Genomic DNA, 20,188 nt, shown 5'->3' on the forward strand with positions numbered 1-20,188 from the left:
GCCTCCACCCCGGGGCCGTGCCCCACCGCATGCACACGGAAGGAACCCGTCATGCGACTGTTCGCGATCCGCGACTACCGCCACCTCTTCGGCGCCCAGGTCATCGCCCTCTTCGGCACCGGGCTCACCACGGTGGCCCTCGGACTCCTCGCCTACGACCTCGCGGGCCCCCGCGCCGGCACGGTCCTCGGCACCGCCCTGACCATCAAGATGGTCATGTACGTGGTCATCGCACCGCTGGCCGCCGCGTACATCGACCGGCTCCCGAGAAGAGCCCTCCTCGTCGCCCTCGACGTGCTCCGCGGCGCGGTCGTCCTCGCGCTCCCGCTGGTCAGCGAGGTGTGGCACGTCTACGTACTGATCGGCCTGCTCCAGGCCGGCTCCGCGGCCTTCACCCCCACCTTCCAGGCCGTCATCCCCGACATCGTCACCGACGAGTCCGCCTACACCCGGGCGCTGTCCGCCTCCCAGGTCGCCTCCACCATGGAGAGCCTGCTCAGCCCGGTCCTCGCGGCCGTCGCCCTGACCTTCATGAGCTTCGACCGGCTGTTCCTCGGCACGTCCGCCGGGTTCCTCGTCTCCGCCCTGCTCGTCCTGTCGGCCCGCGTCCCCGACGCCCGCCCCAGCACCCACACCAAGGCCTGGGACAAGGCCGCGGCAGGCATCAGGACCTTCCTCACCACCCCGCGCCTGCGCGGCGTCATGGCGCTGAACCTCACGGTCGCCGCCGCCGGTTCGATCGTCGTCGTCAACACCGTCAACTACGTACGGGACGTGCTCGGCGGCTCCCAGTCGGACGTGGCCTGGATGCTCGCCGCCTCCGGCACCGGGACGCTCCTGGCCGCCCTCGCCCTCCCCCGCGTCCTCGACCGGATCGCCGCCCGCACCGTGATGCTCACCGGCGCCGCCGTCCTCGTCGCCGCGACCACCGCCGCCGTCACCGTCATCACGACGGGCCTCACCACGTGGGCCGGCACCGCGGCCGTCTGGGCCGTGACCGGCATCGGCATGGCGCTGATCATCACGCCCACCGGCAAGGTCCTGCGCGCCTCCGCCGGCCGCGCCGCGATCCCCGAGATCTTCGCGGCCCAGTTCTCCCTGTCCCACCTGGCGTGGCTGGTCACCTACCCGATCGCCGGATGGCTCGGCACGACGGCTGGCTTCCCGCTCGCCTGGACCGTCCTCGCGGCCCTCGCCGCGGTGGGCGCCACTGGAGCCCTGGTCCTGTGGCCCCGCGACGAGACCACGCGGGCGTCCGCGGCCCCGGCCCGGCTGGACCGCTCCACCCTCACCAAGGCGGCGTGAAGCACCGGCCGCACCCGCACCGGAACGCCCGCCCCCGTGCCGGTCACGGGGGCGGGCGTCGGTGTGCCGCTACGGCGGTCAGGAGTTGAGGACCCGGGCCTTCTCAGCCGCGAACTCCTCGTCGGTCAGCAGTCCCTGCGCCTTGAGGTCGGCGAGCGCGGTGAGCTGGGCGACCCGGTCCGTGGCCGCGGGCTGCTGCGGGGCGGGCGGTTGCGGTGGCGCGGCGGGGGCCTCCCCCTGGGGCGGCCCCTGCCAGGCGGCCTGGGCCTCAGCCTGCCGGCGCATGTCCCGCTCGGCCATGCCGCGGTTGACCCGGTTGGAGACCGCGGAGGCGGTGCCCGAGATCACCGCGGTGCGGGCGATGGTGCCGAGCAGGCCGGGCCGCCCGAAGCGTTGAGGCATGGTGAGGTCCCTTCCGGTGGTGTTCGGGGTCCAGGTGCTCCGCGACGGGTCCGCGTCACGGGTTCCGCCAGGTGGGTGTCACGCTCCGAGCGCGGCGACCGCCTCGGCGACGGTGGTCCTGGGGATGCGCTCCAGCATCACGATCTCGCCGCCCGAGCCGCGGATCGCGGCGCCGAGCCGGGCGGCCCAGGTGTTCTCCCAGGCCACCACCGCGGCCGAGGACTCCGGCGGGAGCCCTTCGGCGACGGTGCGCAGGTCCTCGTCGCTGAGCAGGTCGAACCGGGCCCCGGCCACCTGGCCGAACGTCTCCGCCACCGCCGGGTCGGTCAGCTCGACGACGTCGACGGAGCCGTCGCCGGTCTTCCGTACGAAGGTCAGGTCGAGGATGCGTACGGTTCCGTCCCCCTGCAGCTCCTGCAGGGCCGGCACGACCTCGCCGTTGAACCGGTTGCCCTCGAAGACGATCACGGCGACGTCCACCGGGCCGACGGTGCCGGCGTCGATTTCTTCACTGAGCACGGAGATTCACCTTTCCGGCCCGCCCGTTCAGGCGAGCAGCTTGGCCTTCGCCTTACCGAACTCCTCGTCGCTCAGCGATCCGGACTTGTGGAGTTCGGCGAGTGTGGCGAGTTTGGCGATTTCATCGCTTCCGCCGGCACCCGCGTTCGTCTCGCCGGCCGTCTTGCGAATGTAGTCCTGGAAGGCCGCTTCCCGGTCCTTCGCCTGTTTCACGTCCCGCTGCCCCATGCCCTTGCCCCGGGCGATCACGTAGACGAACACGCCGAGGAACGGCAGGACCAGGCAGAAGATGAGCCAGCCGGTCTTGCCCCAGCCGCTCAGGTCGTCGTCCCGGAAGATGTCCATGATCACCCGGAAGAGCAGGAAGAACCACATGATCCAGAGGAAGAAGAAAAGCATCGTGAGAAACAGGTCCAGAAGCGGGTAGTCGTCCATGCATGCCTCTTTTCCGCCATGTGGCCGGATGGTGCTGAAAAGTATTCACCGCGGTTTTGGGGCGCGCATTTCGAGATCCGCACCGCGCCCGTCACCCTGCGCACCCGTGGAAGGTTCCTGATCACATGGCTCACGCAGACGCGGGCACCGCACGCCGGATGACCGGAACGCTCTTCATCGAGCGGGACTTCAGGAGCCCGAGCTCGACCCGCTTCTGGGGTCTGCTCGTGCTCGCCGCGGTCATCGCGAGCGCCGGCGTGGTGGGCGACTCCACCGCCACCGTCATCGGCGCCATGATCGTCGCCCCTCTCATGACCCCGATCCTGGGCAGCGCCCTGGCCCTCGTCCTCGCCGACCGCGCTCAGGTGACGCGCTGCGCGCTGCTCGTGCTCGGGGGCGCGCTCGCGGTCGTCGCGGTCGGCATGCTGCTCGGCTGGATCGCCGCTCCCCCGGACGCGTTCGCCTCCAACAGCCAGGTCTCGTCACGGATCAGCCCACGCCTCATCGACCTTCTCGCCGCGCTCGCGACGGGCACGGTCGGCGCGTTCGCTCTGGTCCGCGCGGACATCTCCGACACGCTGCCCGGCGTCGCCATCGCCATCTCGCTCGTGCCGCCGCTCGCCGTGACGGGCCTGCTCCTCACGGTCGGCCGCTACCACGACGCGAGCGAGTCGGCGTTGCTGTTCGCGACCAACGTGGCCGCGATCGTGGCCACCGGCACCGTGGTGTTCCTGCTCTACGGAGTGCGGGGCGCGGCCCAGGAGTCGGGCATCGCCGTGGGGCGGTTCCACGGCCGCACGCTCGTGGCGGTCGCGGCCGTGGTCCTGCTGATCGCGGTGCCGCTCACCACCGGCACCGTGTCCGTGGCCCGGGACCGCGCGCTCGCCGCCGACGCCCGTCCGGTCGCCGAGAAGTGGGCCTCCGGCCGCCAATGGCAGATCGCCTCGGTCGAGGCCCGCAACGGCGTCGTCGTCATCGGCGTCCTCGGCCTCCCGCCCCAGCCCGCGCCGACCGCCCTGCGCGCCGCCCTCGACCGCAACGGCATGAGCGACGCGGACCTCGAACTCCACCTCGTCGGCGGCCGCACCCACTGGTGCCCGGCCGTCAGCGCGACCTGCACGGTCAAGGACAGCTCCCTGAGCTGACGACCCGCCGGAACACAGCGGCGCCCGAGCCGACCGAAGCCGACCCGGGCGCCGCCTGTACGCGTAGACCCTGTGGGACTCGAACCCACAACCAATGGATTAAAAGTCCACTGCTCTGCCAATTGAGCTAAGGGTCCACCACGCCGGCACCGGCCGACGCAACCCCGAGCATAGCCCGAGCGACCCGGGACGCCGATCGGGTATCGGCATCCCGGGGTGTCAGGGCTCGTCGCGGGGTGTTTCGCGCAGGAACCAGTGCCGCGCCGACACCCCCCACCACGTCCCGGCGAAGCCGAGTACGACGAGGACCGCTATCGGGGCGTAGTTGAAGGTTTCCCAGGTGACCGGGGAGACCTGGGGGAGCATGAAGAGGATCGTGATGACGGCCACCCAGGCGACCGCGACGATGCCGATCGGGCGGGAGAAGCGGCCCAGGTGCCAGGGGCCGCGCTCGAACGCGTCGCCCTTGCGCAGCCGCAGCAGCGTCGGGACGACGTAGGCGATGTAGAGGCCGATGACGGCGATCGAGGTGACGGCCGCGTACGCCGTGACGTTGATGAGGTACGGGAGGCCGAGGACGAGGGCGCCCGCCGCGGCGAGCCAGACGGCGGCGACGGGGGTGCGGGTGCGGGGGCTGACGGTGTGCCAGACGCGGGAGAACGGCAGGGCTCCGTCGCGCGAGAAGGCGTAGATCATGCGGGAGTTGGCGGTGACCGAGGCCATGCCGCAGAAGAGCTGGGCGCCGATCACGACCAGGAGCAGGAGCTTGCCGGCGGTGGCGCCGAGCGCGTCGAGGAGGATCTGCGCGGGCGGCGCGCCGGTCGGCGAGTCCAGGGCGCCCTGGTACGACTGGATCGCGTACGTGAAGCCGAGCAGGAGCACGAAGCCGGCGATCCAGGACGTCCAGATCGAGCGGACGATGCCCTTCGGTCCGGCGGTGGACGCGTCGTGGGTCTCCTCGGTCATGTGCGCGGAGGCGTCGTAGCCGGTGAACGTGTACTGGGCCATGAGCAGGCCGATCAGGACGACGTAGAGGCTGCTGCCCCAGCCGGTGTTGTCGACGAAGTGGGTGAAGACGAAGGCCGTCGACTGATGGTGGTCCGGGACGACGGCGAGCGCGGCGACGATGACGACGACGCCGAGCACGTGCCACCACACGCTGACGCTGTTGAGGAACGCGACGATGCGCACGCCGAAGGTGTTCAGCAGGCCGTGCAGCAGCAGGATCGCGGCGAAGAGCAGGATCGTGCGGCCGGGCGTCACCTCGAAGCCGAACTGCAGGTTCAGGTACGCGCCGAGGAAGGACGCGGCGCCGAAGTCGATGCCGGCGGTCACGGCGACCTGCCCGAGCACGTTGAACCAGCCGGTGAACCAGGCCCAGGCCGCCGCCGACCGCTCCGGGGCGAGCCGGTGCGCCCAGAAGTACAGGCCCGCGGAGGTCGGATAGGCCGAACAGATCTCGGCCATCGCGAGCCCGACGAACAGCGTCATCAGTCCGACGCCGACCCAGCCCCAGGTGATGAGCACGGGGCCGCCGGTGTTCATGCCGAACAGATACAGCGTCAGACAGCCGGACAGGACGGAGATGATGGTGAAGGAGACGGCGTAGTTGGAGAAGGCCGACATCCGTCGGGCCAGCACCTGGGTGTAGCCGAGCTGGGCGAGACGCTCCTCGTCCGAGCCGGCGCTCGCCGCCGGGCCCTGCGGCCCGGGCGGCGGTTTCCGGTCGATCGCTTCGTTCGCTTCACTTGTCATGCCCCCAGCGATTCCCGTGCCGGGGGCCCGGCATGCGGTCGATCAAGGACCGGTCGGCGGGCTAGAAGACGCCCTTGTACGCCCATCCGGTCGCGATCTTCGTCCGCGAGGTGAACGACCCGTTCCCCTTGCCGTCGTTGCGGTACAGGTTCCCGTCCTTGTCCCGCACCACGAGGTCGTTGCGGCCGTCACCCGTGACGTCGCCGGCCCCCACGATCGTCGTGTACGAGCCGCCCCAGTCGGTGAACACGGTGACCCGGTCCTTCAGGGTGCCGTCGCCCTTGCCGTCGTAGCGGTAGAGGGTGCCGTCCTTGCCGCGGGCCAGCAGGTCCCCGAGCCCGTCGCCGTTCAGGTCACCGGCGCCGACGATGTGGGTGTACGTCCAGGCCGAGCGGATCTTCTTGCCGGCGAGGAGCTTGCCGTGGCCGTCGTTCGCGAACACGTAGATGTCACCGGTGGACGCCTTGCGGGCCAGCAGGTCCACCCGCCCGTCACCGGTCAGGTCGCCGGGCGCGGTCAGCACGTTGTACGCGTTCCAGCCGGTGCCCAGCGAGGTGTGGCTGCTCCCGGGGACGTAGGCGCCGCTGCCGCACTTGCCCGCGTACCGGCGCAGCTCGCCGTCCGGCGTGCGCACCAGCAGCTCGGAGCAGCGGTCGCTGCCCATGTCGCCGAACGGCACGGCCACGGTGCCGGCGGGCCAGCCGGATCCGGACTGCTTCCAGTCGAACGTGCCCTTGCCCTCGGTGTAGTGCAGCGTCAGGCCGCCCGAGGAGTTGAGGGTGACCATTTCGCCGAAGCGGTAGCCGCCCTGGTCGTGGTGGCCCTGGAGGCCGCCGGTGAGGGCGATGCCGCCGGACGTGGCGAAGGTGCCGGTGCCGTCGGCGCCGGTCGCGCTCAGCGTCCACGTGTAGGCGGCGTTGTAGGCGTAGGTGCCCGCGTCCGTCCGGCCGTCCCACGCCACCCGCGCCGTGGCGTCGCCGCCGCCGCGCAGGGTGCGCACCACCTTGCCGGAGCCGTCCTTCACCGTGAACGTCCAGGTGGCGGGCTTGTTGAACTGCCAGGTGCTGTTCCAGGCGGTGGAGGCGCCGTTGCGCCCCTTGGCGTCCAGGGTCGCGCCGTCGACATCCGACTCGATCTTCGTGAGGCCCTGCGCCGGCACGCCGCTCTGCACGATGTGCACGGCCTGGTCCTGGCCCACGTACGCGATGTCGCCGCCGAACTTGTCCACGGACCAGGTCAGCCGCCGCTGGTCCGCGGTGGCGCCCGCCGGCAGGTCGGCGACGGCGCGCGGGGCCTGCGCCGCGCCCGTGTGGAAGTCGGTGAGCAGCAGCTTCCCGGCGGTCCGGTCGTGCTGGACGAGATAGCCGTCGCCGACGAGCGCGGGCCCCGACGGCACGGTGATGTTCTTCTGCGCGGTGAGGTCGTAGACGCCCGCGGGGCCGCCGGAACCGCAGTTCCAGTACAGCCAACGCCCGATCGCCTGAAGCTCCTTGACGGTGCACGGCGCCCCGGTGGACACGGTCGCCACCGTCTTCTTCGCCTTCAGGTCGTACGAGGTGACCACGCCCGCGCCGGATCCCGGCGTCCACAGCCGCGTGCCCCACAGGGACGCGGCGCTCGTGGTGCGGGTCAGCCGCACGTCCGCCGAACGGTAGGTCTGCGTGGCGTCGACGTACTGCTTGCCGGTGGAAGCGGCGGAGTAGGCGAAGAAGCGGCCGCTGACGTCGGTGAACCGGCCGCCGGTGACGGAGGGTTCGTCGGCGGAGTGGTACGAGTCCGGGCCCAGCCAGATCTGCGCCCGCTCGGTGCCGTCGCTGTGGACGGAGAAGTAGCCGACGCCGCCGTCACCGGTCGCCCGCAGCGGCACGCAGCCGCCGCTCGCGTCGCACGGAACCCGCTCGGCGTGCTGGCCGACCGCGTAGGTCCCCGCGAACCCGCGCCGCGACAGGGCCCCCACCGTGGCGCCGTCCGCCGAGACGGTCCGGTCGGTGACGTACTGCTCCCCGTTGGGAGCCCGCTCGACGGTGCTGAGATGACCACCGGCGAAGTCGATCCCCCAGACGTCGCCCGTCGGTACGACGGTCTCGGCACCGGCGGCACCCACGGGCTGCGCGAAGGTGAGCGAGGCGGTGCCGAGCGCCATGAGCGCGGCCAGCGACACCGACAGAAGACGACCCCGACGAGGCAATGCCCCTCCTTGAACCATGTGTGAACCATGGAGGGTGTGGGGCCCCTCGGTACGAAAGTGAAGACCCGTGACACGGGCCCCCGGAGCCTAGCAGCGCGCACCCGCCCGGCGGGAACGAAAAAAGCGGGCCCCTCTCGTGAGAGAGGGACCCGCTTCCGCGCTCAGTGCCGGTCGGCGCCGGTCAATGGGCGATCAGTGCCGGTCGGAGTGTCAGCCGTTGCGCTTCCAGCGCGGCTTGTCGTCGCGGCGGCCGAAGGACGAGCCGGAACCGGCACCGCGGTGGTCGTCACGGCGGCCGTACGGACGGTGGCCCGTGGAGGGACGGTCGTCGCGGCGGTCACGGTTGAACGGGCGGTCGCTGCCCCGGTGGCCCGACGGGCGGTCGTCGCGGCGGAAGCCGCCACGGTCGCCGCCGCGGTCGTCACGGCGCTCGAAGGAACGGCCACCACGGTCGCCGCCCCGGTCGTCACGGCGCTCGAAGGAACGGCCGCCGCGGTCGTCACGGTTGAAGCCACCACGGTCGTTGTCCCGGCGGAAACCGCCGCGGTCGTCACGACGCTCGAAAGAACGGCCACCACGGTCGCCGCCCCGGTCGTCACGGCGCTCGAAGGAACGGCCGCCGCGGTCGTCACGGTTGAAGCCACCACGGTCGTTGTCCCGGCGGAAGCCACCGCGGTCGTCACGACGCTCGAAGGAACGGCCACCACGGTCGCCGCCCCGGTCGTCACGGCGGTCGTCACGGCGGAAGCCACCACGGTCACCACCGCGGTCGTCACGACGCTCGAAGGAACGGCCACCACGGTCGCCGCCCCGGTCGTCACGACGGTCACGGCGCTCGTAGTTGCCCCGCTCGTCACGGCGCTGGCGCGGCTCGTACGAGGAACGCTCCGGCTGCTCCGGGACCTCGACGACGACAGCGGCGGCAGCGGCCTCCGCGGCGGCGGCGACGGCCGCGGCCACGCCCTCCTCGTCCTCGCCACGGTCACGGGCGGCGCGGGCGGTGAGGCGGTCGGCCTCCTCGCGCAGCTCGGTGGCACGCCGGGTGGCGCGCTCCAGCTGCTTGGTCAGGGAGGCGACCTCGCGCTCGGCCTGCTGCGCCGCGTTGCCCGCGGACTCGGCCTGGACCTCGGTCATGGAGCGGGCGCCGGTGATCTCGGCGACCTCGGGCTCGAAGGCCGCGCCGCCCTGGATGATGTGACGCCCGGCGTCGACGCCCGCGTCCTCCATCAGGCGGAAGATCTGGCGGCGCTGGTGCGGCAGCGACAGGGAGACGACCGTGCCGGTGCGGCCGGCACGCGCCGTGCGGCCCGCGCGGTGCAGGTAGTCCTTGTGGTCGCCGGCCGGGTCCACGTTCAGGACCAGGTCGATGCCGTCGACGTGGATGCCGCGGGCGGCGACGTCGGTCGCGACCAGGACGTTGACGTAACCGTCCTTGAAGTCGGCGAGGGTGCGGGTGCGCGCGCCCTGCGTCATGCCGCCGTGCAGCGCGTCGGCCTTCACACCGGACTCGCGCAGCTGCTCGGCGACGCGGTCGGCGCCCAGCTGGGTGCGGACGAAGATGATCGTGCGGCCCTTGCGGGAGGCGATGGCCGCGGTGACCGGCGCCTTGTCCTTGGGCTTCACGATGAGGATGTGGTGCGACATGGTCGTGACGGCGCCCTGGGCGGCGTCGACCTCGTGGCTGACCGGGTCGTTCAGGTACCGGGTGACGAGCGTCTTGATCTCGTTCTCCATGGTGGCGGAGAAGAGCATGCGCTGGCCGCCGGCCGGGACCTGGTCGAGCAGCTCGGTGACCTCGGGCAGGAAGCCCAGGTCGGACATCTGGTCGGCCTCGTCGAGGACGGCGACCTCGACGGCGCTGAGGTCGGCGGCGCCGCGGTTGATGAGGTCGCGCAGACGGCCCGGGGTGGCGACGAGGATGTCGACGCCGCGCTCCAGGGCGTAGATCTGGTTGCCCATCGACGTACCGCCGCAGACGACCTTCATCTTCAGGCCGACCTGGTCGCCGTAGGGCTGCAGCGCGTCCGCGACCTGCATCGCGAGCTCACGGGTCGGGGTGAGGATGACGGCGCGCGGCTTGTGCTTCTCGGTGCGGCCGCCGGCCAGACGCGACAGCGTCGGCAGACCGAACGAGAGGGTCTTGCCGGAGCCGGTGCGGCCGCGGCCGAGGATGTCCTTGCCGGCCAGGGCGTCCGGGATGGTCGCGGCCTGGATCGGGAAGGGGGTGGTCACCCCGTTCTGCGCGAGCTTGCGGACGACGCCCTCGGGCAGACCGAGGTCGGCGAAGGTGATGGTGGGCTCGGCGTCCTCGATCTCGTCGAGCTCGGCCTCGGCGGCCTCGACGACGTCGGCCTCGGGGGCCTCGGGGGCCTCGGTGACGGCCGCGTCGGTCACGTCGTTCTCGACGGCGTCGACGTTCTGGTCAGCGAGGTTCTCAAGGGAAATGGACATGCGAAATGCGAAACCTTCCGGAGTCTCGGCACGCGCCCGTCAACTCCGTGTAATTGCGCTTTCGCAAGTCGACCGCCTCAATGCGGTCCAGCCACGGCAAGGGAGAGTACGCGCCACACGGCGCTCTCTTCTGCGGCGCCGGGCAAATGGGATCAAACGATCTACCACCATACGCACCCACCCACCCCCGAGGCAAACCAGAACCCTGAGACCCCGCTCACAGCGGGCCGCGAGCACTCAGGCGGGCGCCCCGGCGCGCGGGGTCGGCTCCCCCATCATCACGCGCGCCCCGGCCTGCTCGTGCGCCGAGGACGAGGGCTCCGCGGTCGTCGGGGACGGCGGCGGGGTCTGCGACGGGGTCGGGTCCGGCGTGGGCGTCGACACGGGCGGGGTGGTGCGCGGCGGCGTCGGCCGGCCCGGGGAGGTCGCGGGCGCCGGCTTCGTGGGGTGGCCGCCGCGCGGGGGCGACGCCGAGCCCGACGGCTCCGCCGAGGCGCCGTCCGCGCCCTCGTCGCCGTGCCCGTCCTTGCCGCCCTTGCCGTCCTCGGCGCCCTTCGCGTCGCCGTCCGCCCCGTCCGACGCCCCCGCGCGGCCGGGGTCGCGGCCGGCCCGCGGCGCGGCGGCCCCGCCCGAGTCCGCCGTCCCGCCCTCGGGAGCCGCGGCGCCACCGCGGTGCGAGGCGGAGTGCGAGGGCGCGGGCCCGTCCTTGCCGTCGGCCACACTCATGCACCCGGCGGCCGCGGCGACGGCCACCGCGGTCGCGGCCACACGCCCCAGACGAAGGACACGGACGGATACGGGCAGCTGGCGCACGGGGGCACCTCCGGGGCACGGAACGGGGACACCGTTCCCAACTCCCGCGCCCCGCAAGAAGACACGCGCCACCCCGGCCGGAACCGCCCGTCAGCCGTATCCGAGCGCGTGCAGCCGGGCGTCGTCGATCCCGAAGTGGTGCGCGATCTCGTGCACCACGGTGATCTCCGTCTCCACGACCACGTCCTCCCGCGCCTCGCACATCCGCAGCGTCGGCCCCTGGTAGATCGTGATCCGGTCCGGCAGCACCCCCGCGTACCACTCGCCGCGGTCGGTCAGCGGCGTGCCCTCGTAGAGCCCGAGCAGCTCGGGATCGTCGGCGGGCGGCTCGTCCTCCACGAACACGGCCACGTTGTCCATGAGCCGCGTCAACTCGGGCGGAATCCGGTCGAGCGCCTCGGCGACCAGTTCCTCGAACTCCTCACGCGTCATCTCCAGCACCCGGCCATTGTCCGGCACAACCCGCATATCCACCCGCTCACTTGGGCATACGGGAGCAATGGCCCGCTCGCCCACCGCCGCCATACGTGTCCTGCGCCGGGCGCTCCGCCGCGCGCGGGGAGCCCGGGACCCCCGCGCGCGCCCCCTCGCCCTGCAGCTCGTGCAGCCGCCGCACCCCGTGGCCCGCGCCCTCGGCCTGGTCGCCGTCGTCCTGCTCGGCGCCTGGCTGGGCCTGCTGATCGTGGGCAGCGTCCGCACTCCGGTCGGCCCGATGGACACCAAGATGACGCTGCGGCCGTCCCTGACGGGCGGCACGAAGATCAACGTGTCGCCGCTCGGCGCCCTGGAGCTGGACTCCCACACGGGCCCGATCCGCCTGGACGTCGACGTCGACCGGCTCGACCCCGACCGCTCCCAGGCCCTCGTCGACCACCCCGAGCGCATCTCCGGCCTCCAGGACGAGGTGGCCCGCGACGTCGAGCACGGCACCGTCGACCTGGCCCTGCGCTCCTGCGTCGCCGTCGTCTCCGGCGCCACCGCCCTCGGCCTCGCCGTCTACCGCCGCCCGCGCCGCGCCCTCGCTGCCGGCGGCCTCGCCCTCGCGCTCCTCATGGCCTCGGGCGTGAGCGCGTACGCCACTTGGAACCCGAAGTCGGTCCTGGAGCCCCGCTTCTCCGGGCTGCTGTCCTCGGCGCCCTCCGTCGTCGGCAACGCCCGCTCGATCGTCACCGAGTTCGACGTCTACCAGCAGGAGTTGGCCCGCCTGGTCACCAACGTCACCAAGCTCTACGACGTGACGTCCACGCTTCCCGCGTACCGGCCCGACCCGTCCACGATCCGCGTCCTGCACGTCTCCGACATCCATCTCAACCCGGCGTCCTGGAAGATCATCGCCTCGCTCGTGAAGCAGTACCGGATCTCGGTGATCGTCGACACCGGCGACACGATGGACCACGGCTCCACCGCCGAGAACGCCTTCCTCGACCCGGTCGCCGACCTGGGCGCCCCGTACGTGTGGATCCGCGGGAACCACGACTCGAAGGAGACCCAGCGCTATCTGGGCCGCTTCAAGAACGTGCACGTGCTCGACGAGGGCCGGGCGGCCACCGTCGCGGGCCTGCGCTTCGCGGGCACCGGCGACCCCCAGTACACGCCGGACCGCTCCACGAAGGCCCTAGGCGACCCCGCCGAGCGTCTCGCGGGCATCCGGCTCGCCTCGGCCCTGCGCGACCAGCGGGCGGCCGGCACGCCCGTCGACGTCGCGCTGGCCCACAACCCGCTCGCCGCGCGCCAGACGGACGGGGCGGTGCCGCTGGTCCTGTCGGGGCACGTCCACCACCAGGAGATGGAGGTGCTGCCGCTGGGGACCCGGCTGCGGATCGAGGGCTCGACCGGGGGCAGCGGGCTGCGTGCCGTCGACGACAAGGAGCCGGACCCGGTGGAGGCGTCGGTGCTCTATCTGGACCGGACGACCAAGCGGCTCCAGGCCTGGGACGAGATCAGGCTGGGCGGTCTGGGCCTGACGACGGCCGAGGTCAGCCGCCATCTCCCGGCCGAGAACCAGCCCGGGGCCACGCCGTCGCCGAGCCCTCCGGAGGTCACCCCGTAAACCGTTTTGGCGAACCGTCCCCGCATCCCATATGCTTCTCACGTCCCCGACGCGCTGCGAAGCGCGCAGGCGGGCCGATAGCCCTCATCGTCTAGCGGCCTAGGACGCCGCCCTTTCAAGGCGGTAGCACGGGTTCGAATCCCGTTGGGGGCACGCAAGACACTGTGCGACACTTAGTCGCGCAACAGCTTGGTCCTGTGGAGCAGTTTGGAGTGCTCGCCACCCTGTCAAGGTGGAGGCCGCGGGTTCAAATCCCGTCAGGACCGCTGAAGTTCTTCGGAACTTCGTGGCTGGGTAGCTCAGTTGGTACGAGCGATCGCCTGAAAAGCGATAGGTCGCCGGTTCGACCCCGGCCCCAGCCACAAGCCTTCGGGCCCCGTCCATCGGACGGGGCCCGAAGTCGTTTCCGGGTCAGTTCTCCGGCAGCACCGTGGTCTCACCGACCGCCAGGAGCAGCTGAATGGGCCATTCCGGGTCGGCCTGGCCCACGGCGAGCCCGATCCACCGGTCGGTGGCCGGCAGCCGCCACACCTGGACGCTCCCGGCCATGCAGCTCAGGAAACTCATCGGTTCGGGCACCGGGCCGTCCGTCTCCAGATACGGCCACAGCTCGATCGCGTGCGGCGCGCCCCAGCGTCCGGTCAGCCGGGCGGCGAGTGCCGTGCGCGCGGACTCGATCTCCTGCTCGGCCGCCTCGACGATCTCCTCGTCGCGGCTGTCCCAGAAGTCCCGGCTCTCGCGGAGCACGGCGAGGTGGTGGCCGGGCCCGCCCCACACGTCCTCCTCCGACGGCCGGGTCCGCCCCGCCGGGAACGGCAGGACGCTCAGGCGGTCCACCACGGACAGTTCGTTCGGCATGGCCGGAGCCTACGGGCGGCGCGGCTCGGGACGAGGGCTACACCGGGGCCGCGTGCAGGGGCTGGGTGCCGCGGCCGCCCGGGTGGCGGTGGCGCCAGAACCAGAAGAGGGCGCAGGAGACGAGGGACCAGGCGGTCAGCACCAGGAACGGGAAGGCGTGCTGGTGGCCCTGGAAGTAGACCGCCGTGTGCTGGGCGTTGACGGAGGCGCCGGGCGGGAGCCACTGCCCGACCCGGCCGATGAAGGTGGGGAGCAGCGGCGGGGCGACGGCTCCGCCGGAGGCGGGGTTGCCGAGCAGCACGAGCAGACCCCAGGTCGGGATCATCGCCCAGCGGTGGAAGAACGTGTTGAACATCGTGAAGACCATGCCGCAGGTGAACATCGTCAGCGCGAGGATCAGCCAGGACTCGACGAAGGGCAGGTCGACCGCGCCGAGCCACCAGTCGGCGACGGCGGCGACGGCGAAGCCGCCGAGCAGGGCGTAGGCGGCCGTGAAGGCGATCCGCTCGGCCGGGTTCAGGGCGCGGGCGTGGACGCTGAGCTGGATCGCGCCGACGAAACCGATGATCACGGCGGCGAGCGAGATGTAGAAGATCGTGAGGCCGCGCGGGTCGCCGCTCTGCAGCGGGCGCACGTCGCGGACGGTGACGGGGATGCCGGTGGCCTTGCCGACGGCGGGTCCGGCCTCGGTGAAGACCTGGGCGACGGAGAACCCGGAGGCGCCGGACACGTCGAGCAGGACCCGGTCGCCGCCGTCCCGCACGTCGAACACGGCGTAGACGCGCTGCTCGTCGATGGCCTCGGCGGCGTCCTGCCGGGAGGCGTAGGGCTTGAGGTCGAGCTGGGCGTCGAGCGCCTTCTCCATCGCGCCGAGGAACTGCCGGCCGCGGGCCTGGTCGTACTGGCCGGTGACGCCGGTGGGGATGTGGTGCGGGGTGGGGTTGGCCATGGAGTACGTGTAGGCGGCGGCGAAGAGCGCGGCCGCGGCCGCGAGGATCAGGACGAGGACGGTCGCGGGGAAGAACGGGGACTTCTTGTAGTTGGCCCAGTGGTCGGCCCGGGTGGGCGGGCGTCCGTGCTCGCCGTGCGGCGGGTGCGGGCGCGGCTGTTCGTCATCGGCCAGGGGCGACATACCCTGCACGCTAAAGCACGTATAAGCCGCATACATCCCAGAAGGACCCGCGTCCCTCGCCGGGTGCGGGGCCCGCGGCAAAACCGTTCGCCACGAATTTCTCCGAGGTGAGATCCTGGAGGACGTATGTCTACGCAGCCTGCCCCCGCCGCCGACCGGATCGCCGCCGTAGCGCGGCGCCTGTCCGAGCTGTCCCTTCGCGACGCCCACCGCCTCGGTCGCAGGCTGGAAGGGGCCCGCAAGATCCGTAAGCCCGAGGCCCGGGCCGCGGTCGTCGCCGAGATCGACGCCGAGGCCGAGAAGGCCGCGGTGCGCACGGACACCCGCCGTGCCCGCCGGGCCGAGCTCGAGGTCACGTACCCCGAACAGCTCCCGGTCAGCCAGAAGAAGGACGAGATCGCCGACGCGATCCGCGATCACCAGGTCGTGATCGTGGCCGGTGAGACCGGCTCCGGCAAGACCACGCAGATCCCGAAGATCTGTCTGGAGCTGGGGCGCGGGGTGCGCGGCATGATCGGGCACACCCAGCCGCGCCGGATCGCGGCCCGCACGGTCGCCGAGCGCGTGGCGGAGGAGCTGCGCACGCCGCTGGGCGACGCGGTCGGCTGGAAGGTCCGCTTCACCGATCAGGTGAACCAGGACGCGACGTTCGTGAAGCTGATGACGGACGGCATCCTGCTGGCCGAGATCCAGACGGACCGCGACCTGCGCGCGTACGACACGATCATCATCGACGAGGCCCACGAGCGGTCCCTGAACATCGACTTCCTGCTCGGGTACCTGGCGCAGCTGCTGCCGCGCCGTCCCGACCTGAAGGTCGTCATCACGTCGGCGACGATCGACCCGGAGCGCTTCTCGCGGCACTTCGGCGACGCCCCGATCGTCGAGGTCAGCGGCCGTACGTACCCGGTGGAGGTGCGCTACCGCCCGCTCCTCGAAGAGGACTCGGACGACTCCGACCGCGACCAGATCACGGCGATCACGGACGCGGTCGAGGAGCTCCAGCGCGAGGGCGACGGCGACATACTCGTCTTCCTCTCAGGCGAGCGGGAGATCCGCGACACGGCGGACGCGCTGGAAAAGAAGTTCGCCCGCGCGGGAGGCGCTGTCGGACGCAGCACCGAAGTGCTGCCGCTGTACGCGCGGCTCTCGCACGCGGAGCAGCACCGGGTCTTCCAGCGCCACACGGGCCGCCGGATCGTCCTCGCGACGAACGTGGCGGAGACGTCCCTGACCGTCCCCGGCATCAAGTACGTGATCGACCCGGGCACCGCCCGCATCTCGCGCTACAGCCACCGCACGAAGGTGCAGCGGCTGCCCATCGAGCCGGTCAGCCAGGCCAGCGCCAACCAGCGCAAGGGCCGCTGCGGCCGTACGAGCGACGGCATCTGCATCCGGCTGTACTCGGAGGACGACTTCCTCGCCCGCCCCGAGTTCACGGACGCGGAGATCCTCCGCACGAACCTGGCCTCCGTCATCCTGCAGATGACCGCGGCCGGCCTCGGCGACATCGAGAAGTTCCCCTTCATCGACCCGCCGGACCACCGCAACATCCGCGACGGCGTCCAACTGCTCCAGGAACTGGGCGCGTTGAACCCGGCGGAGAAGGACGTCCGCAAGCGGCTCACGGAACAGGGCCGCCGCCTCGCCCAGCTTCCCGTCGACCCGCGCCTGGCCCGTATGGTCCTGGAGGCGGACAAGAACGGCTGCGTGCGCGAGGTCATGGTGATCGCGGCCGCGCTGTCCATCCAGGACCCGCGCGAGCGCCCTTCCGACAAGCAGCAGCAGGCCGACCAGCAGCACGCCCGCTTCAAGGACGAGACCAGCGACTTCCTGGCGTTCCTCAACCTGTGGCGGTACGTGCGCGAACAGCAGAAGGAGCTCGGCTCCTCCGCGTTCCGCCGGATGTGCAAGCGCGAGTTCCTGAACTTCCTGCGCATCCGCGAATGGCAGGACATCTACACGCAGCTGCGCACGGTCGCCAAGCAGATGGGCATCCATCTCAACGACGAGGACGCCCCCGGCGACTCCATCCACGTCTCCCTCCTGTCCGGTCTGCTCTCGCACATCGGCATGAAGGACGTGAAGGAGTCGAAGGAGTCGCAGGCCAAGGACCCCAAGCAGGCGGGCCGCGACCGCGGTCGCAACGAGTACGTCGGCGCGCGGAACGCGAAGTTCGCGATCTTCCCCGGCTCGGCGCTGTTCAAGAAGCCGCCGCGGTTCGTCATGTCCGCGGAGCTGGTGGAGACCAGCCGGCTCTGGGCGCGGGTGAACGCGAGGATCGAGCCCGAGTGGGTCGAGCCCCTCGCCGAGCACCTCCTCAAGCGCACGTACAGCGAGCCGCACTGGGAGAAGGACCAGGCGGCCGTGATGGCGTACGAGAAGGTGACGCTGTACGGCGTCCCGCTCGTGGCCCAGCGCAAGGTGAACTACGGGCGCATCGACCCGGAGGTCTCGCGCGAGCTGTTCATCAGGAACGCGCTGGTGGAGGGCGACTGGCGCACCCACCACAAGTTCTTCGCGGACAACCGCAAGCTGCTCACCGAGGTCGAGGAGCTGGAGCACCGGGCGCGCCGCCGCGACATCGTGGTGGACGACGAGACGCTCTTCGACTTCTACGACCAGCGGGTGCCGGAGCACGTCGTCTCGGGCGCGCACTTCGACTCCTGGTGGAAGCACAAGAAGAAGGACGAGCCCGAGCTGCTCGACTTCGAGCGCTCGATGCTGATCCGCGAGTCCGCGGAGGCGGTCACCAAGGCCGACTACCCGGACTCGTGGCGGCAGGGCCGGCTGAAGTTCCGGGTGACGTACCAGTTCGAGCCGGGCGCGGACGCGGACGGCGTCACCGTCCACATCCCGCTCCAGGTGCTCAACCAGGTGACGGACGAGGGCTTCGACTGGCAGATCCCGGGTCTGCGCGAGGACGTCGTGGTCGAGCTGATCCGCTCGCTGCCCAAGCCGATCCGGCGCAACTACGTGCCGGCGCCGAACTACGCGAAGGCGTTCCTGGAGCGGGCCGTGCCCCTGCAGGAGCCGCTGCCGGCGACGCTCGCGCGCGAGCTCCAGCGCATGGTCGGGGTCCCGGTGAAGGCCGACGACTTCGACCTCGCCCGCGTCCCCGACCACCTGAAGATCACCTTCCGGATCGTCGACGAGCGGCGCCGCAAGCTCGCCGAGGACAAGGACCTGGAGGCACTGAAGCTCCGGCTGAAGCCGAAGGCCCGGCAGGCGATCTCCAAGGCGGCCGCGGCGACGGCCGAGCGCTCCGGCGGGGAGTCCGTCGAGCGCACGGGCCTGACGGACTGGACGATCGGCACGCTGTCGAAGGTCTTCGAGACCCGCCGCGCCGGCCAGCCGGTCAAGGCGTACCCGGCGCTCGTCGACGACGGCGACACCGTCTCCGTACGGCTCTTCGACACGGAGGCCGAGCAGGCGCAGGCCATGTGGAAGGGCACGCGCCGGCTCATCCTGCGCAACATCCCGGTGAACCCGGGCAAGTTCGCCTCCGACAAGCTGAGCAACGCGGCGAAGCTCTCCCTCTCCGCGAACCCGCACGGCTCGATCCAGGCGCTGTTCGAGGACTGCGCGATGGCGGCCGCGGACCGGCTCATCGGGGAGTTCGGCGGGCCCGTCTGGGACGAGGAGTCGTACCGCAAGCTGTACGAGAAGGTGCGGGCCGAGATCGTCGACGCGACGGTGCGCACGGTGGACCAGGTGCAGCAGGTGCTGGCCGCCTGGCAGGCCTGCGAGCGGCGCCTGAAGTCGACGAACAGCCCGGTGCTGCTCGCCAACCTCCAGGACGTGCGCACCCAGTTGAACTGGCTGGTGAAGCCGGGCTTCGTGACGGCCACGGGGACGCGCCGGCTGCCGGACCTCATGCGGTACCTGGTCGCGGCCGACCGGCGGCTCCAGCAGATGCCGACCAACGTCCAGCGGGACACCACCCGTATGGAGAAGGTCCACGAGATGCAGGACGAGTACGCCTGGCTGCTCGAACAGATGCCGCAGGGGCGGCCGGTGCCGCAGGAGGTCCTGGACATCCGCTGGATGATCGAGGAGCTCCGGGTCAGCTATTTCGCACACGCCCTGGGCACCGCGCACCCCGTCTCGGACAAGCGGATCGTGAAGGCGATCGACGCCGCCGTGCCGTAACCGGGTGGCCACGTGGGGTGAGTTCGACGCGTGGGCCTGCACTGCTGTACTGTCCTACTCGCAGCGCAACGCAGAAGAAAAAGCGCCGCGAAACCTGGTCCTGTGGAGCAGTTTGGAGTGCTCGCCACCCTGTCAAGGTGGAGGCCGCGGGTTCAAATCCCGTCAGGACCGCAGTAGAAGAAGGCCCGCACCGCAAGGTGCGGGCCTTCTTCGCGCATCCAACCGCCCTGGACCACCTCCGGAGGCCGCGCCCGCGGCGAAGCCGCAGACGACCCAGCAAATCCCGTCAGGACCGCAGCCACAGAAGGCCCGCACCGCAAGGTGCGGGCCTTCTTCGTGCGTTGAGCCGGCCCGTGTCGTCCAGTGCGGCCTTCCCCCCTGCGCTCGACCAGCCCGCGCCTTTGAGCGCGGGGCCTTCTTGTCGGGCGTACGGGCGGGGCTCAAGGCGTTCCGGGCGTCTTGACGGGCGCGCCGCGCCTGGGTACGCCAGAACCACGACCCGGGCGAGGGGAGGCGGCGGCATGGCGGCACCCGTACGGCACGAGACCCGGGCCCTGCTGCGCGCGCACCTCGCCGCGGCCTCGGGCTACCGGCACATCACCCGGCACTGCCCGATCTGCCATCGCCTCCTGCGGCTCGCCATGGAGCCGGGCGGGGAGCTCGCCCCCGAGGACCTCACACAGGTCCTGACGGCCCGTGAGAGCGCCTCCGAGGGGGGTGAGGACGAAAGTCCCCCGAAGGGGTGACGAAAGCCGACCCACAGGCCGCCCGTCAGATGGCAGCCTGGGGAGAGTCGGAGACTGTCGCACCCCCGCCGGCCCCTCTAGCGCACGGGCATCTGCGGCAACAAGATTCAGGGCATGTGACGGGTGTCACCGAACTTGTTTTGGAAACACCGTTTCTTACACCCGCCCTACAACTCCTCAATTTAATATGTGCAATTGCACCACCTCTACGGGCGCCCACCGGCCCTCCGTCAGCCC

Annotated in this window: 15 protein-coding genes and 5 tRNA genes; 9 read left to right on the forward strand and 11 right to left on the reverse strand. The window is 71.4% G+C overall.

What is annotated here, in order from left to right; all coding sequences use genetic code 11:
* Positions 1-51 precede the first annotated feature (51 nt).
* Positions 52-1,305, forward strand: coding sequence for an MFS transporter (locus tag IAG42_RS16810; protein ID WP_188337802.1), 1,254 nt, complete (start codon positions 52-54; stop codon positions 1,303-1,305).
* 78 nt (positions 1,306-1,383) lie between these two features.
* Here IAG42_RS16810 and IAG42_RS16815 read toward each other — a convergent pair whose 3' ends face one another.
* The 3 genes from IAG42_RS16815 to IAG42_RS16825 all read right to left on the reverse strand — a co-directional run bounded on the left by IAG42_RS16815 (position 1,384) and on the right by IAG42_RS16825 (position 2,661).
* Positions 1,384-1,707: an SHOCT domain-containing protein gene (locus IAG42_RS16815; protein ID WP_188337803.1), complete on the reverse strand. Its 324-nt coding sequence runs from the start codon at positions 1,705-1,707 to the stop codon at positions 1,384-1,386.
* Positions 1,708-1,785: 78 nt separating this feature from the next.
* Positions 1,786-2,226, reverse strand: coding sequence for a DUF6325 family protein (locus IAG42_RS16820; RefSeq protein ID WP_188337804.1), 441 nt, complete (start codon positions 2,224-2,226; stop codon positions 1,786-1,788).
* Between the two features lie 27 nt (positions 2,227-2,253).
* Positions 2,254-2,661, reverse strand: coding sequence for an SHOCT domain-containing protein (locus IAG42_RS16825; RefSeq protein WP_188337805.1), 408 nt, complete (start codon positions 2,659-2,661; stop codon positions 2,254-2,256).
* Positions 2,662-2,786: 125 nt separating this feature from the next.
* Between IAG42_RS16825 and IAG42_RS16830 the strand changes: the two genes are divergently transcribed.
* Positions 2,787-3,806: a DUF389 domain-containing protein gene (locus IAG42_RS16830; RefSeq protein ID WP_188337806.1), complete on the forward strand. Its 1,020-nt coding sequence runs from the start codon at positions 2,787-2,789 to the stop codon at positions 3,804-3,806.
* Between the two features lie 64 nt (positions 3,807-3,870).
* Here IAG42_RS16830 and IAG42_RS16835 read toward each other — a convergent pair.
* From IAG42_RS16835 to IAG42_RS16860, 6 genes are all read right to left on the reverse strand, one after another.
* A tRNA-Lys gene (locus IAG42_RS16835) sits at positions 3,871-3,943 on the reverse strand.
* 82 nt (positions 3,944-4,025) lie between these two features.
* A complete protein-coding gene (locus IAG42_RS16840; RefSeq protein WP_188337807.1) occupies positions 4,026-5,561 on the reverse strand; it encodes an amino acid permease in 1,536 nt (511 codons plus the stop codon).
* Positions 5,562-5,622: 61 nt separating this feature from the next.
* The gene (locus IAG42_RS16845) at positions 5,623-7,767 is read right to left on the reverse strand and encodes an FG-GAP-like repeat-containing protein (protein WP_449657188.1); all 2,145 of its coding nucleotides are present in this window, start codon (positions 7,765-7,767) and stop codon (positions 5,623-5,625) included.
* Positions 7,768-7,959: 192 nt separating this feature from the next.
* Positions 7,960-10,200, reverse strand: a complete 2,241-nt coding sequence (locus tag IAG42_RS16850) for a DEAD/DEAH box helicase (protein WP_188337809.1) — start codon at positions 10,198-10,200, stop codon at positions 7,960-7,962.
* A gap of 237 nt (positions 10,201-10,437) precedes the next feature.
* On the reverse strand, positions 10,438-10,968 hold the full coding sequence (locus IAG42_RS16855) for a hypothetical protein (RefSeq protein ID WP_223206036.1): 531 nt from the start codon (positions 10,966-10,968) through the stop codon (positions 10,438-10,440).
* Between the two features lie 135 nt (positions 10,969-11,103).
* Positions 11,104-11,454: a metallopeptidase family protein gene (locus tag IAG42_RS16860; RefSeq protein WP_188337810.1), complete on the reverse strand. Its 351-nt coding sequence runs from the start codon at positions 11,452-11,454 to the stop codon at positions 11,104-11,106.
* Between the two features lie 58 nt (positions 11,455-11,512).
* Here IAG42_RS16860 and IAG42_RS16865 point away from each other — a divergent pair, with 58 nt between their 5' ends.
* The 4 genes from IAG42_RS16865 (at position 11,513) to IAG42_RS16880 (ending at position 13,425) form a co-directional block, all read left to right on the forward strand.
* Positions 11,513-13,063, forward strand: a complete 1,551-nt coding sequence (locus tag IAG42_RS16865) for a metallophosphoesterase family protein (protein WP_188337811.1) — start codon at positions 11,513-11,515, stop codon at positions 13,061-13,063.
* 80 nt (positions 13,064-13,143) lie between these two features.
* Positions 13,144-13,216: transfer RNA gene (locus IAG42_RS16870), tRNA-Glu, on the forward strand.
* A gap of 38 nt (positions 13,217-13,254) precedes the next feature.
* A tRNA-Asp gene (locus tag IAG42_RS16875) sits at positions 13,255-13,329 on the forward strand.
* A 22-nt stretch (positions 13,330-13,351) separates the two neighbouring features.
* A tRNA-Phe gene (locus tag IAG42_RS16880) sits at positions 13,352-13,425 on the forward strand.
* Between the two features lie 49 nt (positions 13,426-13,474).
* Here IAG42_RS16880 and IAG42_RS16885 read toward each other — a convergent pair.
* Positions 13,475-13,921: a hypothetical protein gene (locus IAG42_RS16885; protein WP_188337812.1), complete on the reverse strand. Its 447-nt coding sequence runs from the start codon at positions 13,919-13,921 to the stop codon at positions 13,475-13,477.
* Positions 13,922-13,958: 37 nt separating this feature from the next.
* The gene (locus IAG42_RS16890) at positions 13,959-15,053 is read right to left on the reverse strand and encodes an ABC-2 transporter permease (protein WP_188337813.1); all 1,095 of its coding nucleotides are present in this window, start codon (positions 15,051-15,053) and stop codon (positions 13,959-13,961) included.
* A gap of 126 nt (positions 15,054-15,179) precedes the next feature.
* Here IAG42_RS16890 and hrpA point away from each other — a divergent pair, with 126 nt between their 5' ends.
* The 3 genes from hrpA (at position 15,180) to IAG42_RS16905 (ending at position 19,951) form a co-directional block, all read left to right on the forward strand.
* On the forward strand, positions 15,180-19,205 hold the full coding sequence (hrpA, locus tag IAG42_RS16895) for an ATP-dependent RNA helicase HrpA (protein WP_188337814.1): 4,026 nt from the start codon (positions 15,180-15,182) through the stop codon (positions 19,203-19,205).
* Between the two features lie 96 nt (positions 19,206-19,301).
* Positions 19,302-19,376, forward strand: a tRNA-Asp gene (locus tag IAG42_RS16900).
* A 350-nt stretch (positions 19,377-19,726) separates the two neighbouring features.
* Positions 19,727-19,951, forward strand: coding sequence for a DUF6274 family protein (locus IAG42_RS16905; protein ID WP_188337815.1), 225 nt, complete (start codon positions 19,727-19,729; stop codon positions 19,949-19,951).
* Positions 19,952-20,188: the final 237 nt, after the last annotated feature.

Source organism: Streptomyces xanthii, from assembly GCF_014621695.1.
GTDB lineage: Bacteria > Actinomycetota > Actinomycetes > Streptomycetales > Streptomycetaceae > Streptomyces > Streptomyces xanthii.